Below are 14939 nucleotides of genomic sequence, written 5' to 3' on the forward strand. Positions count from 1 at the left end.
TGATGCTCCTTTGCTTTTCTTTCGTCATTTCATTCTCGCTATCTGACTATGAAAAAAGAAACAGATAGAATGGTATATTCGGGTGTTAAAGGGGAAAATCTCCTTATGACGATTTGCACTATTCATTCTATCGAAATTCAATCATGATGAGGAATAGGTTTTAATCCCTATCTTTGAAAGAAATTTACACAAACATCTTTAATAAAAGGAATTTTGTAAGTCTAATATACTAGTTAATAAGAATTAATTTATAGATTTATCATGGGTTTTAAATGTTTTTTAGGTAAAAATCTTGAAGTGAAGGTGTTAATGCTTTTAGAGAGATGACTATACGTCCCTTCATTTTTTCAGCATCTACCTGCTATGTTAATTTTCAGAGAGCAGGATACTTGAATGTTGAAAAGGATTCATGGGAAAATAAGGATGATTAAGCAGATAAGGGAGATGAGCTTTTGAAAAAGGTAACGCTTGGACGAACTGATTTACAGGTGAATCCGATAGGGCTTGGTACGAATGCGGTAGGTGGACATAATTTGTTCCCGAACCTGAGTGAAGATGCCGGACGAGAGCTTGTGGAGACGGCTCTTGATCAAGGTGTCAATTTCTTAGATTCTGCTTTTATTTATGGGCTGGGCCGTTCAGAGGAATTGATCGGTGAGATCATTGCCAAAAGAGGCGGCAGAGAAAACCTTGTCCTTGCGACAAAGGGGGCTCATAAAGAAGTAAACGGACAAATTGAACTGGATAACAGCCGGGACTTTTTAAGAGAGCAGGTCGAAAATAGCCTGAAACGACTGCAAACAGATTATATTGATTTATACTATATGCATTTCCCGGACGGCCGGACGCCGCTGGAAGAAGTAGCAGGCACATTAAAGGAATTGAAGGATGAAGGAAAAATCAGGGCAATTGGCGCATCAAACCTTGATTTTGAACAGCTTCAAGCCTTTAATCGAGATGGCTACTTAGACGTGCTTCAGTCGGAGTATTCTCTGCTGAAACGTGAGGCAGAGCAGGATCTTCTCCCATACTGTGTCGAGCATCGTATTTCCTTTATTCCTTATTTCCCGTTGGCGTCAGGCCTGTTGACTGGGAAATTTACGAAGGATGCGACATTTGATGATATTCGAGCAAAAGACCCGCTTTTCCAAGGCGAGGCGTTCCTGCAAAACCTCGAAAAAGTAGACAAGCTGAAGGCAATTGCACAATCAAAGAACGCTGAAACGGCACACGTCGCACTGGCTTGGCTTTTAGCGCAGGACGGCATCGACGCCATCATTCCAGGTGCAAAACGAGCTGAGCAAGTTCTGCAAAACCTAAAAACAAACGATGTTCAATTAACAAAAGAGGAAATCAATCAAATTGACCACATTTTCTCTTAACATAAAAAAGGTGCTCAGCTGCACCTTTTTTTTATGACATCGTAAGGGGAATTTTGATGACGAGCCGCAAATTTGGAGAACGGTAAGTGAAATCAAGTTTACCGTCTGCCTTTTCAACAAGCTGATGAATGATATACGTCCCCATTCCTTGATGATCGCCGCCTTTTGTCGAGCGCCCATAGGTTTTGAACAAATGGTCTAACACGTGTTTTTCCATTCCTTTTGTGCTGTTCTCACAATGGATTAAAAAGAGCCCGCTCCGAATAGAGGTCGTGATTGAGATGCTTCCCTCGTTCCCGGCTTGCTTCGCTTCAATCGCCGCATCTAGGGCATTATCAAGCAGGTTGCCAGTAAAACTAACCTGATCCGCCTTAGAAAACGGAAGCGATGAAAAAGGTGCTTGAAGGTCTAGTGAAAGGGCAATGTCCTCTTTTTCAGCCCGCTCAAAAAAGGAGTGCAGGGTTGAGGCCAAATAAGCATTTTCTCCTTTAATCCATGGGAAATGTTTCACGTATTGCTGAATCAAATCCTTGATCTCATGTTCGTCGTTCGACGCGGAAAAGGCATTTAAATGTCTAGCTGTTTCATGATGTTTACTGCGCAGCTCAAGCAGCAATTCATTGGTTCTTGATTCTGCGTTGATCAGCTCTTGAAGCCGTCCATTTAACCGTCTCTCCGTCTGCATCATCTTCAATGAAAGGATATCTGCTGTCATGATGATTATAAAAGCCAAAAGAGAGCTCATCCCATTTCCTTGCGTCAGAAAAAGGGAAAGACCTGCACAGGTGAAGAGCACAAAAGCGCCCAGCATCACATAACCACTCACATGAGGCAAAAACCTTTTGTACATGAAGAATGTATAAAGACAAATCACACAAAAGGTGAGGAGCCACAGCACCCCAGATGATAGCGGCAGAAAAGCTTCAACAGCTGCATGAAATGCAAGACCTAGCCATATGAGAGCATACATGCGGAATCCAAGATAGAAAGCGTTCACGTTCGTTCTCCTTAAAAATAGTATTTCTTAAAGTATTCTAATTGCTGCTTGGTCATCATGGCTTTTTTATCCGTACCTTCAAAAGACACGATAAACGAATTTTTGGCATACGCCGAGAAGTTCTTAATGTAATGAATATTGATGATAAACGATCGGTGGGAGCGGATAAAATCTCTTTCAGCCAGATCGCCTTTTAACTCGTTTAATGTCTGATATGTCTGGATATCTCCTGTTGTTGTGACAATGGTGGTTGACCGTCCTGTTCGCTCAACAAAAATGACATCCTTCTTTTGCAGCACATGAATATCTGACTGCTGCTTAATGAGAAGCCGTCCATGAATGCTTTTCTCCTGCTTGGTGGACAGATAGCGATCTAAGGATTTGGCAATTCGATCGGCTTGATAGGGCTTCATAATATAATCATGAACATTTAAATCAAACGCATGGACCGCATATCCGCTGTTTCCTGTCACAAATACAACATCGACATTCAGTGCGTGAGAGTGAATGAGATCCGCTAATTCATAACCGGACATTCCGGGCATTTCAATGTCTGCGAACAACAGGTCAATGTCTCCCTGTTTGACCTTCTCGTATGCATCCTCTGCTGACTGCGTGACAAAGACAATGTCCACAGCCTCCATTCTGCCCACAATGGCATGCAGTTTTTCTAAATCTACTCGGTAATCATCAACGAGACCTACTTTTATCATAAAAATCACCTGTGACTCTTCTTATTATTTGTCTATTTTACCATTTGTTTTTTTAAAATAGATCATTTCAAGACAGAAAAAGGACGTTTCGCGACATTTTTATGTCAGGGAAGCGTTATTTTTTCTATCATAGACTTAGAAAGTTGAAAGGGGCGAACCAAATGATTACTCTCAGCGATTGCAGCTGCTGGTTTAAAGATAAGAAAAAAGTCGTGAAAGCAATGAAACACATGACGTTCTCTGTGAAGGAAGGGGAAGTCGTTGGCATCTTAGGAGAAAATGGTGCAGGAAAAACCACATTATTGCGCGCCGTAGCCACATTATTAGAGCCTACGCACGGAACAGTCACTGTCGCAGGCTTTGATACGGTGAAAGAAGCAACTGAAGTGAAAAAGCGAATTGGTGTTTTGTTTGGCGGTGAGACGGGGCTTTACGATCGTTTGACGGCACGAGAAAATCTTGAATACTTTGGCAAATTATATGGCTTAGACCAGCATGAAATCAAAGCAAGAATAGAGGATCTGGCAAAGCGTTTTGGGATGAGACAATATATGGATCGCAAGGTGAAAGGATTCTCAAGAGGAATGAAACAAAAGGTGGCAATTGCCAGAACCTTGATTCATGATCCTGACATTATCTTATTTGATGAGCCGACAACAGGCTTGGATATCACATCAAGTAATATTTTCAGAGACTTTATTCATCAGCTCAAGCAGCAAAATAAAACCATCCTTTTTTCAAGCCACATCATGGAAGAAGTCAGCCAGCTTTGTGACAGTGTCATGATGATTCATCAAGGAGAGCTTGTGTACAAAGGAACACTTCCAGAATTATATACACAGGAACAAAGTGATGACTTGAACTATATCTTTATGTCGAAGCTCGCTAGGGGGGTTTCATAATGTGGAAAACCGTATTTTTAAAAGAAATGACAGATGCGCTAAGGGACCGAAAAACCTTACTCTTAACAGTGCTGATTCCTCTTTTGACGATGCTTGGACTGGTGTTCTTTTATGAAAGCATGATTGCAGATCCAGGGGATGAAACCTATACGGTCGCAATCAATGAAAAGCTTCCAACTGAAATGAATCAAATGATCAAAGAGGTCAAAAACCTCACGCTTGAAACATTTGATGACCCGCAGCAAGCTGTCAAAGAAGGGAAGGCGAATGCTTACCTGGAAATGCCGAAAGAGGCTGACGACATGCTTCAGCATCAAAAATCATTTGCGATTAAAATTCATGGGTACACAACAGATGATGATTCGGTCATCGCGGTTCAAATGCTGCAATCCTTACTGGAGCAGTATCAAAACCAAATCGTAGAAAAGCGTTTAGCCGCTGATCAAATCAATACATCTGTTATTCATCCATTTCAGGTGCAGGCCGTTGATGTAGAAGAAGGCGATGAAGGGGAAAATGGAATGACCGCTATGCTTTTGTCGATTCTCCTTCCGATGATTTTGGTGACCTCCGTTATCTCAGGAGCTTTGCCAGCTGCGCTTGATATTGTAGCGGGTGAAAAAGACCGGAAATCCATTGAAGCGTTGTTCCTGACACCTGCCAGCAGACTTCATATTCTCATAGGAAAATGGCTTGCTGTCTCCATGTTCGGGATTTTAAGTGGAATTGTGGCGATCGGCATGCTGCTTTTATCCACGCTGCTCTTTACAGAAAAGCTAAAACAAGCACTGAACTTTGGTGATCAAATGTGGAGCATTATCGCCGTCATGTTTGCGGCGCTTATCATCTTCTCATTCATGGTATCGATGATTGAACTGCTGCTCAGTGTCGTTTCAAGCTCAGTGAAAGAAGCGCAATCGTACATGTCCATGATCATTACATTAGGTGTGATCCCAATGTTCTTTACCATGAGAGCAGGTGCTACGCAGCTAGATACGTACTACTTTGCTGTCCCATTCCTTAATATTCACGCGCTTTGTAAGCAATTGATGTTTGGCATCATCGATCCGATGTCCATCACTCTGACACTCGGCTCCTCAGCCCTCGCAGTCGTCATCTTGTTTGTCATCGTGAGAAGCTTGTTTATGAAAGAAAAGTGGATGCTTGCAAAATAAAGAAACGCCCTCTATGATAGAGGGCGTTTTCAAGTGAATGCCGATCACCGTATGTTTTAGTTTAAGAAACCGAATTGATCCAAGTTCTCTAAATAAAATTGAAAATACTCGTTATGAATATCAACTGGATATTCTTCTAACTCATTTTCAATAATTGCACCTACAATTAAAGCATTTAAATACCTATCAAGCTTTTCGCAGCTAGCTCTTACTTGAGATTCTGAAATATATAATCCATCTTTACTTTCTAAAATGATATCAATTCTTCTACCTTCTTGTTCATCAAGCAATAAGTGATTATACTCCCATTCTTTGACTCTCTTGGGGTTTAAGGGATGTTCACGATTATCAAGTATTTCTTCACGATGATTCTTTTTTTCCTCATTTGAAAACAATTGAATCAATATACTTGGATCATCTATGACAAAACATTTATATATCTTATTATACTCAAAGTGATCATCATTTACTAAATCTAAAATTTTTGTTTTTGAAAATTCTCTAGCTTTAAATTTAGACGTTATAATCTCAGCAACTCGTTCTTTAGTAAAAATCAATTGATCTTTTTTATATAAATACTGTTTATATAGCTTTTCGTAATTATACATGATTCACCTCTATTAATTATTTAACAGGACCTCCGTAGAATGAATGAGCTTTTGGAGTTCTTTTATAGGGATGCCAGTGATAATAATACCATGAGAGCAGGAGCTACGCAGCTAGATACGTATTACTTTGCTATCCCATTCTTAATATTCACGTACTATGTAAGTAATTGATGTTTGGCAGCGTGAGAAGTTTGTTTATGAAAGAAAAGTGAATGCTTGCGAAATAAAAAAGCTAAAAACTTGTAGATTTTTTCTGCAAGTTTTTTTATATCCAGAGATTCATATAAAAGAGGTTCACGATCGGACAAAAGAAATGGCATAATAGAAGGCGAAATGACATTATTATCCTAATTTAATTAAAGAGGTGATTGGTGTATGTCTTATCAAACAGATGATGATGATGTGCTAGAGTTATGTAATATATATGCTCAACAAACACACCATTTTGAAGCGTTTATTTTGGGAAACAGGAAAGGGTTATTGGAATTAAGAAAAGCGATAGATGAGGCATTAGAAACGGGTAGTTCCGTTGCACATTTATATCCATCTGATTTTGAAGGATATGAAACGTATGTTGCTTTAGTAGATGATGAGCAAAAGTTTGAGAAATTAATGGACCCTTATGTAGAGGAATACGCACAAGAGGAGGATGCGGTTGATCCGGTTGAGGTGATAAAAGAGTATGAAGCTGTAAAAGAAAATCCTTCATAATAGACCGTATCTTACTTTCTTGGCTGCAATTCGGAACTAAATATAGGGATCAAACAAAAAACCCCCGGCATCGGGGGTTTTTCATTAGTTCTTGATGAACTTTTCAACTAATGAGCTTGTTTTGTAATCGTTCAAATCAAGTTTCCATTGGTCGATGTCATTTTTCTTCATGTTGACTTCTACTGTTTCTTCAGAAGATGAAGGTCCTAATTTTTTGAACTCTTCTGGGTAGATTGAGAGTAAATATTTTTGTGCTTCATCATAAGAGGCTGTGCGGTTTTTGCTGTAGAACTCAGTCGCTTTTTCTTTTAGACGATCGACAAGCGGGCTTGCATCAATTGGTGTAAGAGTTACAGTCACAACAGCTTTATCACCACTGATGGCTTTTGTTTTTGTTGAGACTTTTGATTTTTCAGCTAATGTTTCTTTTACAGCTTTTAGAAGCTTATCAAGGTTTTCGTCCTTTGCTGAGCTTGAAGAAATACCTGATGACGTGATGTAGCCTTGTTTGAATGATTTATCAAATTGGTTTACAACAGTTGATTTGTTATCACCTGTTAGTTTTTCGAACTCGTCGTTATTCTTACCAAAAATCATGACATCAATATAAGAAGAAAGGGCTTTTGCAGATGCTTGAAGTGTATCTGCTTTTTTCATTAAGTCTTTCCCTTTAATATCGAATTCTAGTGTTTTGTCATCTTTTTTAGAACCACTACCTGGCTCATTGTACACAAGCTGATAGTCTTTTTCTTTGTCAACAACAAAGAAAAGACCGCCTTTTGATACTTTTCCTGCATTTAGAGAGCTAGAAGATAATACTTCATTGTAATCATCTGGAGAGATCGTAGACACTTGTGAGTCATCTTGGTAAAGCGTGAAGTTGCTTTTATCAACATTTAGAGGCTCTTTGCTGATATTTTTTACAGATACGTTCACTTTTAGTACATACTGATCATCCTGTACAGATGTATCGTATTGAGGTGGTAATGTGTACTCAGCACTTTCTACCTTTACTTCTGCTGCATCAAGGGATTTTGTATCTTTTTCCTTTGCAGCTGACTTTTCTTTTCCACCACTACAAGCAGCAGCGACAACAGTGACACACAAGATTAGAAGAAACAGGGATAATTTCTTTTTAAACATGAGATGTTTTCCTCCTCGGGTTTTATGGTGAATTTCATTGGAAAGCTTTAGTTCATATCATTCTTTTTGCACAAAAAGAAAAATACTGTATGTTTTTTACTGTAGAATGAAGCGAAAGTACTGTCAATACTTCAGTGCGTTTCTAAGTTTGCACAGCTTCAAATAGTAAAAATGACACTAAGTTGAGAGGAGAAACTTGTAAATTATGATTTGATGTCTCCTGTAAAAACTCAACATTTTATATTTTAAGGTTTTGAGTCGGATTGTTGAATAGGTTCAAATGACTGTTTTTGATAATGGTGTAGCAATTAGAAGGATTTTTATGACTTGTAAATGAGTCTATAGTAATGAATATTTTTTCCTGTTATGCGCATGATTACTTGGTTTGTGTGTTGTTGCCAGAGAGACACATGTCCAGCAAAATATTGAGGTATTTAGACAGGCTCCCGACATGGAAAGTGTCTTTTCCCGTCAAAATGGCAGTCATCTAGACAGAAAGACCACATAAAATAAAAGAGAAACGAAATGGAGGTGGATGTATGGCAGTGGTAAGAGCGACAAGCTCTGATATTGATCTAATGGCCAGACTGCTGAGAGCGGAGGCAGAAGGTGAAGGGAAGCAAGGGATGCTGCTCGTAGGAAATGTAGGCATCAACCGGTTGCGTGCCAACTGCTCTGACTTTAAAGGGCTGCGTACGATTCCACAAATGATTTATCAGGAGCATGCATTTGAAGCGGTCACGCATGGTTATTTTTATCAACGAGCACGAGAAACGGAAAAAGCACTAGCGCGTAGGAATATTAACGGAGAACGATTTTGGCCGGCAAAATTCAGCCTTTGGTATTTTAAACCGCCTGGAAATTGTCCACCGACTTGGTACAATCAGCCGTTTGTGGCAAGGTATAAGTCGCATTGCTTTTATCAGCCAACCGGTGAAACATGTGAAAATGTCTATAACACCTTTTAGCTTGATGAACAGCACAATCCTCTTAGTCAACGATTGCAGAGGGTTGTGTTTTTCTTTTTTTCAAAATGGGTAACCATTGTGTATCAACAAGATGAAGCATGTGATTGGGGGAAATGAAGATGTATCAAGATTTAAAAGGGAAAACAGCCATTGTCACAGGTTCTTCAAAAGGAATCGGACAAGCCATCGCATTACGATTTGGACAAGAGCAAATGAATGTGGTTGTGAACTATAAAGGCGATGAAGAGGGTGCTGAAGAAACGGTACAAGCCATTCAGCAGCGCGGAGGTCAAGCGGTGAAAGTACACGCAGATGTCTCCGAAGAGGAAGGAATTCAAGCCATCATGGATACAGCACTGGAGCATTTCGGTACAGTAGATGTGTTCGTTAATAATTCAGGCTTTAATGGCGAAGAAGCGATGCCGCATGAGATGACGCTTGAACAATGGCAAAAAGTCATTGATGTCAATATCACAGGCGCCTTTTTAGGAGCAAAGGCTGCGATCGCCTATATGATGGAGCATGACATCAAAGGGTCCATTTTAAATATATCCAGTGTCCATCAGGAAATACCGCGCCCGTTCAATGTTCACTATTCCACTTCCAAAGGTGGAATGAATATGATGACGAAGACGCTGGCTCTTGATTATGCGGAAGCAGGTATTCGGATCAATGCGATTGCACCAGGTACAATGGCGACCGAATCGAATGATGATTTGCAGGATGAACAGAAAAAACAAAAGCAGCTTGAAAAGATTCCGATGAGAGCCTTTGGCGAACCGAAGGAGATTGGGTCCGCCGCTGCATTCCTCGTATCTAAGGAAGCTTCGTATATCACAGGCACCACCTTATTTGTGGATGGAGGAATGACGCTTTATCCTTCTCAAATCAATGATTAATACAAAAAACATCCGCCCGATCAGCCGGCGGATGTTTTTTGTTCGTAGCGGTGTGCTGCTTTGGCTGGTTTGCCGAGCAGCATCGGATACTTGCTCAGGAAGGAGATACACGGCACCATAAGCAGCAAAGTCCCGATCGTATAAAAGAGTGTCCAAGAGAGCTGCGCTGTATCCGCAATATTGATGCCAAGTCCATAATAAACAAATGCTTTCATGATATCGATGCCGGCAAACTGCAAGACAAGAATAACAATAGAATTTCGTCCGAGATACGTCAAAATAGGGGACGTTTTGAATTTAAAGCTTAAATAAATCACGGCAGCTGAGCCGAGCAGTGCACATGCATAGAAAAGAAAGAGGTCGCCATAGTCGTTAACGCGCATATCGACCCGTGAATTCAAGCTTTGCATGTAAGCCGTCAGTACAAGCAGACCTGTACATAGAAGAAGGGTTGGATCTGTTTTTAATTCCACAAACCATTGCTTTGCCAAAAATCCAATTGAATAAAACACAACAGCCGTCAAGGCGACATTGGCATTCCAAGGCAGACTTTGGTCTAAAAGCAATGTAGAGGCATATCCAGCACCTCCGCAAAAAACGGTCAGTAAGATCAGGACAGCAGGTTTCCCTTTTGTCAGACGGTGCATAAAGAAAAATATAATTTCCACTAAAAAGAGCGTCGTTAAAAACCAGATGGCTGGGTTATGCGTGAGTCTAGCTTCATCTGCATTGGATATAAAAATACCTGTAAACGGAACGAAAGGGTCAATATCCGTTTGTCCCTTAAAGGCAAAAAAACGAGTAACGGAGAACCAGAAAACATACGTAATGATGGAGAAATAGAGATAGGGTAAGAGTAAGCTCTTGGCTTTCTTCTGAATAAATGACAGAGCAGGGTGTGAGGATGATCGAAACATCATGCCTGATAGTAAAAAGAAAAGCGGCATATGAAAAGAGTAAATGAATTGCTTTAAAGAATCTGGAATGGGCACATGCGCCATGACCACGAGCAGAATGCCGATTCCTTTAGCCGCATCGACCCAATCGAGTCTCTTTTTCATGGCCTGTCATCTCCTTCCTTCTAGCGTCGTAAACGATTCTTTGAATATGTACCTCTACTATATAAAAGGTACACCCCTTATGCGTTTACAGTTCGCTAACGATTAGAAGACACATTTGCGATCAGATGACAGACGAAAGGATTTTGACATCTTGATGTTACATTTCCCATTTTCTATGACAATGAAAAAAAGAAGCCAAGGGGATTGGCTTCAAAATAATTCTGCGATTCGTTTGAAGGAGCGCTGTTTTTCGATCGGATCAAAGGAATTGTTTAGAATCATGATGTCATCCGTTTGATAGCGGTCCATCAAGCTAAGTAATTGCTCTTTCACCGTTGCCTTTGAGCCAACAATCATCCGCTGGCGGTTTTGTAACACTTTTTTCTTTTCCTGCGTGGTGTAGTGATAGGAACTGGCTTCTTCTATAGAAGGTACGCGGCTGTCCAGTCCTTTTTCAACACGCAGCAGCCATAAATCTGTACTGCTGGCGATCTGGTCGGCCTCTTCATCTGTTCCACCACAGATGACAAAAACAGCAAACATAGCGTGCGGCTGCCCGGAAAAGACAGATGGAGAAAAGTGAGACCGGTACGTCTCAAATGCTTGCTTGCCGCGTGCAGGGTGGATAAAATGACCAAAAATATAGTTGATCCCAAGCTCCGCCGCCTGCATGGCACTATTTTCTCCTAGCCCAAGCAGCCAAACCGGCGGATGAGCATCAACAAGCGGAGAAGCTTTGACTCCTGCATGTGGGTGCCCAGAAGGCAGGCTGTCTGATAAGTAAAATAGAAGATCCTTCAGCTGGCGGTCAAACTGAGACAGGTCTTTATGCACGCCGTCCGTCAAAGCCAGTCTCGTCCTTTCAATCCCGCCCGGAGATTTGCCGACACCGATTTCAATTCGTCCAGGATAAAGGGCCTCAAGCTGCCGCGTGACCTCTGCTACTTTAAAAGGGCTGTACTGCGGAAGTAAAATGCCGCCAGACCCGGTACGTAAGGTTGATGTATGAGCGGCAATATGAGCCATTAATATTTCAGGTGCTGTACTAGCGAGCCCTCTTGTGCTGTGGTGTTCAGCAAACCAATAACGCTCATACCCAAGAGTTTCCGCAAGCTGAGCCAGCTGCGTTGTGTGAATCAATGTCTCTTGGGCTGTCTGACCTTTAGGAATAGCGACTTGATCTAATATGTGAAGTGATGGCATTATCAACATCCTTTCATCGAAACGGTCCATGTTCTTCATCTCAAGTATAAAGAAATCCATGAATAGAAGGAAACGAAAGGGTTTATCTCTCGATCGCAAGCTTTTATATTTTCTATATCAACATATAAAACCAAGTGAAATGATGCCTACACGTCGTTCATTCAGCTAGAGCTGCTTACCGGGAACATTCGACAATGTTTCACATGAAACACTTCATTTACGACATGAACCATTTTCAACATGGATCTTTCGTTAAAAAAATATCATCTGTTTGAAACCTATCTTGAACATAGATCGTATATACTAGTAAATAGAAAAAAGAGTAAGAGGCTCCAATGTCATATCATGAATTTTGTCGAATTTTCATGTATGATAATTTTAATAGGGTCCATCGCTTAATAAATAGATTTTTATTATGCTGGAGGAGTGATTGATTTGGCGATTACATTAGAAAAAGGTCAACGTATTGATTTAACAAAAGGCAAAGCAGGGCTAACGAATATTCTTGTTGGACTTGGCTGGGACCCTGTATCACAAGGCGGCGGATTTTTAGGAAAGCTGTTTGGCGGCGGAGGCGCTGATGTTGATTGTGATGCTTCAGTGCTCATGCTGAAAAATGATAAGTTTACGGAAAATAAAGATTTGATTTATTTTGGCAACTTGAAAAGCAAATGCGGCAGTGTCGAGCATACAGGTGACAACCTGACTGGTGAAGGAGACGGAGATGATGAACAAGTCCTCGTCAACTTGAGCAAGGTGCCAGGCAATGTGAATAAATTGGTGTTTGTTGTGAACATCTATGATGCACTAAGAAGAAATCAACATTTTGGTATGATTCAAAATGCGTACATTCGCATCGTGGATCGTTCAAACAATCAAGAATTAGTGAAATATAATTTAAAAGATGAGTATGCAGGGAAAACATCGTTAATCGTTGGAGAGCTTTATCGTCATGAGAATGATTGGAAGTTTGCGGCTGTTGGAAACGGTACAAATGATGCGAAGCTTGCCGATATTACGAGAAACTATATTTAATCAGAAGGGAGAGATTCCTAGTGGGAATTTCTTTAGCGAAAGGTCAAAAAATTGATTTAACAAAAACGAATCCAGGTTTAACAAAAGTGGTCGTCGGTCTTGGCTGGGACGTCAATAAGTATGACGGCGGACATGACTTTGATCTAGACGCAAGTGTATTTCTTTTAGATGCAGCAGGTAAGGCAAGCTCTCCATCGGATTTTGTCTTTTACAATCAAACAACTGGCGGTGGCGGCAGTGTCGTACATACAGGCGATAACCGCACTGGTGAAGGAGACGGAGATGACGAGCAAGTCAATATCGACTTATCAGCTGTACCAGCGAGTATTGAGAAGATTTCATTTGTCATTACGATTCATGATGCGGAAGCGCGCAGTCAAAATTTCGGACAAGTAACGAACGCATATGTGCGTATTTTAAATGCGGCATCAAATGAAGAACTCATTCGCTACGATTTGGCAGAGGACTTCTCCATCGAGACAGCGATTATTGTAGGTGAATTATACCGTCATGGCGGGGAATGGAAATTCTCAGCTGTCGGATCGGGCTATCAAGGCGGACTTGCCCGCATTGCAACGGACTTCGGTTTAGATATCGGGTAACGGCTAGTTTCATATTTTCAAAGATAGGAGAGGTACGAATATGGCGATTCAGCTTTCAAAAGGACAACGTGTCGATTTAACAAAAACCAACCCAGGGCTGACGAAAGTGATGATCGGTCTTGGCTGGGATACGAATAAATATTCTGGTGGAGCCGAATTTGATTTGGACGCTTCGGCTTTCTTAGTCGATGCAAACAATCGTTGTCAGCAAGACACAGATTTTGTCTTCTATAATAACCTTCAGCACCCAAGCGGCAGTGTCACTCATACAGGTGATAACCGGACGGGCGAAGGAGATGGAGATGATGAGCAAATTCTCGTTGATTTCTCAAAAATTCCTGCTAACATTGATCGTATCGGAATTACAGTTACGATTCATGATGCAGAGACGCGCAGCCAGAATTTTGGACAAGTCTCTAATGCGTTTGTTCGTGTTGTAAATGAAGAGGGCGGGGAAGAATTGATTCGCTTTGATTTAGGGGAAGACTTCTCAATTGAAACAGCTGTTGTGGTATGTGAGTTGTACCGCCACGGAAGCGATTGGAAGTTTAACGCCATCGGAAGCGGATTCTCTGGCGGACTTGCAGCTCTTTGTCAAAATTATGGGTTAGAAGTGTAAACGATAGAAACAAATCGATTCAAGTGGCGCTGCCAATGACTCATATGAGGGCCTTTTCCAAAGTGAGAAAGAAACAGCGGTCAAGAATAACAGCAGGCGAAAGCCTGCTGATGCTTCTACACTTATAGGAGGAAAACCAGTTGGATATTTTGAAACATATGTTGGACACGTATGCCTCGTTTTTTGATTGGCATATGTGGGCAGAGGTATTAACAAACCCTGTCTCTTGGGGGCTTATTGGGACCCTTGTTGTGCTTGAAGGATTGTTATCAGCAGATAACGCGCTTGTATTAGCTGTCATGGTGAAACATTTACCAGAAAAGCAGCGTAAAAAGGCATTAACCTACGGATTAATTGGCGCTTATTTCTTCCGTTTTCTATTCATTGGCGTAGGGATGCTGCTTATTAAGTTCTGGTGGATTAAGGTCCTCGGAGCTGCATATTTAGCATGGCTTGTCATTAAGCACTTCTGGTTAGGTGAAGGCGATGACGAAGCGAAGGAATTGAAAAAAGAAGGCTGGATGGTTCGTGTATTTGGCGTGTTCTGGGCAACCGTTATTTCTGTGGAAATTATGGACCTTGCCTTCTCGGTGGACAGTATTCTTGCGGCATTCGCTGTATCTGAGGAAGTATGGATTCTGCTATTAGGCGGAATGCTTGGAATTCTCATGATGCGTACAGTGGCACAGTTATTCCTTGTCCTCATTGACCGTATTCCAGAGCTTGAGAATACAGCGTTTATTCTCATTGGAATTATTGCCATCAAAATGGGCTTAAGTGCTGCTCATATTGAAATTCCGCATGTCGCATTCTTTGCAATTATTATCCTAGCATTTATCGGGACGTTTATTGTTCATAAAATCAATAAGAAGAAACATCAAGATGTGACAAACGAAGCTGCGGCTTCAAAAGAAGAATAGG

Annotated in this window: 16 protein-coding genes; 10 read left to right on the plus strand and 6 right to left on the minus strand. The window is 41.0% G+C overall.

Going from position 1 to position 14939, the window contains the following annotated elements; all coding sequences use genetic code 11:
• Positions 1-452: 452 nt before the first annotated feature.
• Positions 453-1382: an aldo/keto reductase gene (locus tag ACP7A0_RS10570; RefSeq protein WP_060595468.1), complete on the plus strand. Its 930-nt coding sequence runs from the start codon at positions 453-455 to the stop codon at positions 1380-1382.
• A gap of 31 nt (positions 1383-1413) precedes the next feature.
• Here the strand turns inward: ACP7A0_RS10570 and ACP7A0_RS10575 are convergent, their stop codons facing one another.
• Together ACP7A0_RS10575 and ACP7A0_RS10580 are read right to left on the minus strand one after the other, a co-directional pair.
• Positions 1414-2379, minus strand: coding sequence for a sensor histidine kinase (locus tag ACP7A0_RS10575; protein ID WP_106039360.1), 966 nt, complete (start codon positions 2377-2379; stop codon positions 1414-1416).
• Positions 2380-2390: 11 nt separating this feature from the next.
• Entirely contained in the window at positions 2391-3092 is a 702-nt protein-coding gene (locus ACP7A0_RS10580) for a LytR/AlgR family response regulator transcription factor (protein WP_060595470.1), read from the minus strand.
• Between the two features lie 161 nt (positions 3093-3253).
• Between ACP7A0_RS10580 and ACP7A0_RS10585 the strand changes: the two genes are divergently transcribed.
• Together ACP7A0_RS10585 and ACP7A0_RS10590 are read left to right on the plus strand one after the other, a co-directional pair.
• On the plus strand, positions 3254-3994 hold the full coding sequence (locus ACP7A0_RS10585; protein WP_426005066.1) for an ATP-binding cassette domain-containing protein: 741 nt from the start codon (positions 3254-3256) through the stop codon (positions 3992-3994).
• The gene (locus ACP7A0_RS10590) at positions 3994-5169 is read left to right on the plus strand and encodes an ABC transporter permease (RefSeq protein ID WP_060595471.1); all 1176 of its coding nucleotides are present in this window, start codon (positions 3994-3996) and stop codon (positions 5167-5169) included. Before ACP7A0_RS10585 ends, ACP7A0_RS10590 begins: the two co-directional genes overlap by 1 nt.
• 56 nt (positions 5170-5225) lie before the next feature.
• On the opposite strand, the gene ACP7A0_RS10595 is transcribed toward ACP7A0_RS10590, so the two are convergent.
• Positions 5226-5777, minus strand: coding sequence for a hypothetical protein (locus tag ACP7A0_RS10595; RefSeq protein WP_066031372.1), 552 nt, complete (start codon positions 5775-5777; stop codon positions 5226-5228).
• Positions 5778-6152: 375 nt separating this feature from the next.
• Here ACP7A0_RS10595 and ACP7A0_RS10600 point away from each other — a divergent pair, with 375 nt between their 5' ends.
• Positions 6153-6488 (plus strand): hypothetical protein, encoded by a 336-nt coding sequence (locus ACP7A0_RS10600; RefSeq protein ID WP_060595472.1) that lies wholly within the window; start codon positions 6153-6155, stop codon positions 6486-6488.
• An 84-nt stretch (positions 6489-6572) separates the two neighbouring features.
• Here the strand turns inward: ACP7A0_RS10600 and ACP7A0_RS10605 are convergent, their stop codons facing one another.
• On the minus strand, positions 6573-7631 hold the full coding sequence (locus tag ACP7A0_RS10605; protein ID WP_066031371.1) for a DUF4352 domain-containing protein: 1059 nt from the start codon (positions 7629-7631) through the stop codon (positions 6573-6575).
• Positions 7632-8170: 539 nt separating this feature from the next.
• On the opposite strand from ACP7A0_RS10605, the gene ACP7A0_RS10610 reads away from it, so the two are divergent.
• On the plus strand, positions 8171-8599 hold the full coding sequence (locus ACP7A0_RS10610; protein ID WP_034664257.1) for a cell wall hydrolase: 429 nt from the start codon (positions 8171-8173) through the stop codon (positions 8597-8599).
• A gap of 119 nt (positions 8600-8718) precedes the next feature.
• Complete coding sequence (locus ACP7A0_RS10615) at positions 8719-9498, plus strand: glucose 1-dehydrogenase (RefSeq protein ID WP_426005070.1); 780 nt, start codon at positions 8719-8721, stop codon at positions 9496-9498.
• A gap of 20 nt (positions 9499-9518) precedes the next feature.
• On the opposite strand, the gene ACP7A0_RS10620 is transcribed toward ACP7A0_RS10615, so the two are convergent.
• Positions 9519-10559: an acyltransferase family protein gene (locus tag ACP7A0_RS10620; protein ID WP_426005072.1), complete on the minus strand. Its 1041-nt coding sequence runs from the start codon at positions 10557-10559 to the stop codon at positions 9519-9521.
• A gap of 210 nt (positions 10560-10769) precedes the next feature.
• Complete coding sequence (locus tag ACP7A0_RS10625) at positions 10770-11762, minus strand: LLM class flavin-dependent oxidoreductase (RefSeq protein WP_426005074.1); 993 nt, start codon at positions 11760-11762, stop codon at positions 10770-10772.
• Between the two features lie 435 nt (positions 11763-12197).
• Between ACP7A0_RS10625 and ACP7A0_RS10630 the strand changes: the two genes are divergently transcribed.
• The 4 genes from ACP7A0_RS10630 to ACP7A0_RS10645 all read left to right on the plus strand — a co-directional run bounded on the left by ACP7A0_RS10630 (position 12198) and on the right by ACP7A0_RS10645 (position 14938).
• The gene (locus tag ACP7A0_RS10630) at positions 12198-12797 is read left to right on the plus strand and encodes a TerD family protein (protein ID WP_426005076.1); all 600 of its coding nucleotides are present in this window, start codon (positions 12198-12200) and stop codon (positions 12795-12797) included.
• A gap of 20 nt (positions 12798-12817) precedes the next feature.
• A complete protein-coding gene (locus ACP7A0_RS10635) occupies positions 12818-13399 on the plus strand; it encodes a TerD family protein (RefSeq protein ID WP_034664247.1) in 582 nt (193 codons plus the stop codon).
• Between the two features lie 40 nt (positions 13400-13439).
• Positions 13440-14018: a TerD family protein gene (locus ACP7A0_RS10640; protein ID WP_034664245.1), complete on the plus strand. Its 579-nt coding sequence runs from the start codon at positions 13440-13442 to the stop codon at positions 14016-14018.
• A gap of 140 nt (positions 14019-14158) precedes the next feature.
• On the plus strand, positions 14159-14938 hold the full coding sequence (locus tag ACP7A0_RS10645) for a TerC family protein (RefSeq protein WP_426005079.1): 780 nt from the start codon (positions 14159-14161) through the stop codon (positions 14936-14938).
• The last annotated feature ends 1 nt before the right edge of the window (position 14939 follow it).

The sequence above is a fragment of the Bacillus sp. DWP3-1 genome, from assembly GCF_049896565.1.
In the GTDB taxonomy this organism is placed as follows: domain Bacteria; phylum Bacillota; class Bacilli; order Bacillales; family Bacillaceae; genus Bacillus.

Bases quoted from the DNA above. Each gene is read 5' to 3' on its own strand.
- ACP7A0_RS10580 (WP_060595470.1), bottom strand. From the start codon at position 3,092: ATGATAAAAGTAGGTCTCGTTGATGATTACCGAGTAGATTTAGAAAAA.
- ACP7A0_RS10585 (WP_426005066.1), top strand. From the start codon at position 3,254: ATGATTACTCTCAGCGATTGCAGCTGCTGGTTTAAAGATAAGAAAAAA.
- ACP7A0_RS10590 (WP_060595471.1), top strand. From the start codon at position 3,994: ATGTGGAAAACCGTATTTTTAAAAGAAATGACAGATGCGCTAAGGGAC.
- ACP7A0_RS10595 (WP_066031372.1), bottom strand. From the start codon at position 5,777: ATGTATAATTACGAAAAGCTATATAAACAGTATTTATATAAAAAAGAT.
- ACP7A0_RS10600 (WP_060595472.1), top strand. From the start codon at position 6,153: ATGTCTTATCAAACAGATGATGATGATGTGCTAGAGTTATGTAATATA.
- ACP7A0_RS10605 (WP_066031371.1), bottom strand. From the start codon at position 7,631: ATGTTTAAAAAGAAATTATCCCTGTTTCTTCTAATCTTGTGTGTCACT.
- ACP7A0_RS10610 (WP_034664257.1), top strand. From the start codon at position 8,171: ATGGCAGTGGTAAGAGCGACAAGCTCTGATATTGATCTAATGGCCAGA.
- ACP7A0_RS10615 (WP_426005070.1), top strand. From the start codon at position 8,719: ATGTATCAAGATTTAAAAGGGAAAACAGCCATTGTCACAGGTTCTTCA.
- ACP7A0_RS10620 (WP_426005072.1), bottom strand. From the start codon at position 10,559: ATGAAAAAGAGACTCGATTGGGTCGATGCGGCTAAAGGAATCGGCATT.
- ACP7A0_RS10625 (WP_426005074.1), bottom strand. From the start codon at position 11,762: ATGCCATCACTTCACATATTAGATCAAGTCGCTATTCCTAAAGGTCAG.
- ACP7A0_RS10640 (WP_034664245.1), top strand. From the start codon at position 13,440: ATGGCGATTCAGCTTTCAAAAGGACAACGTGTCGATTTAACAAAAACC.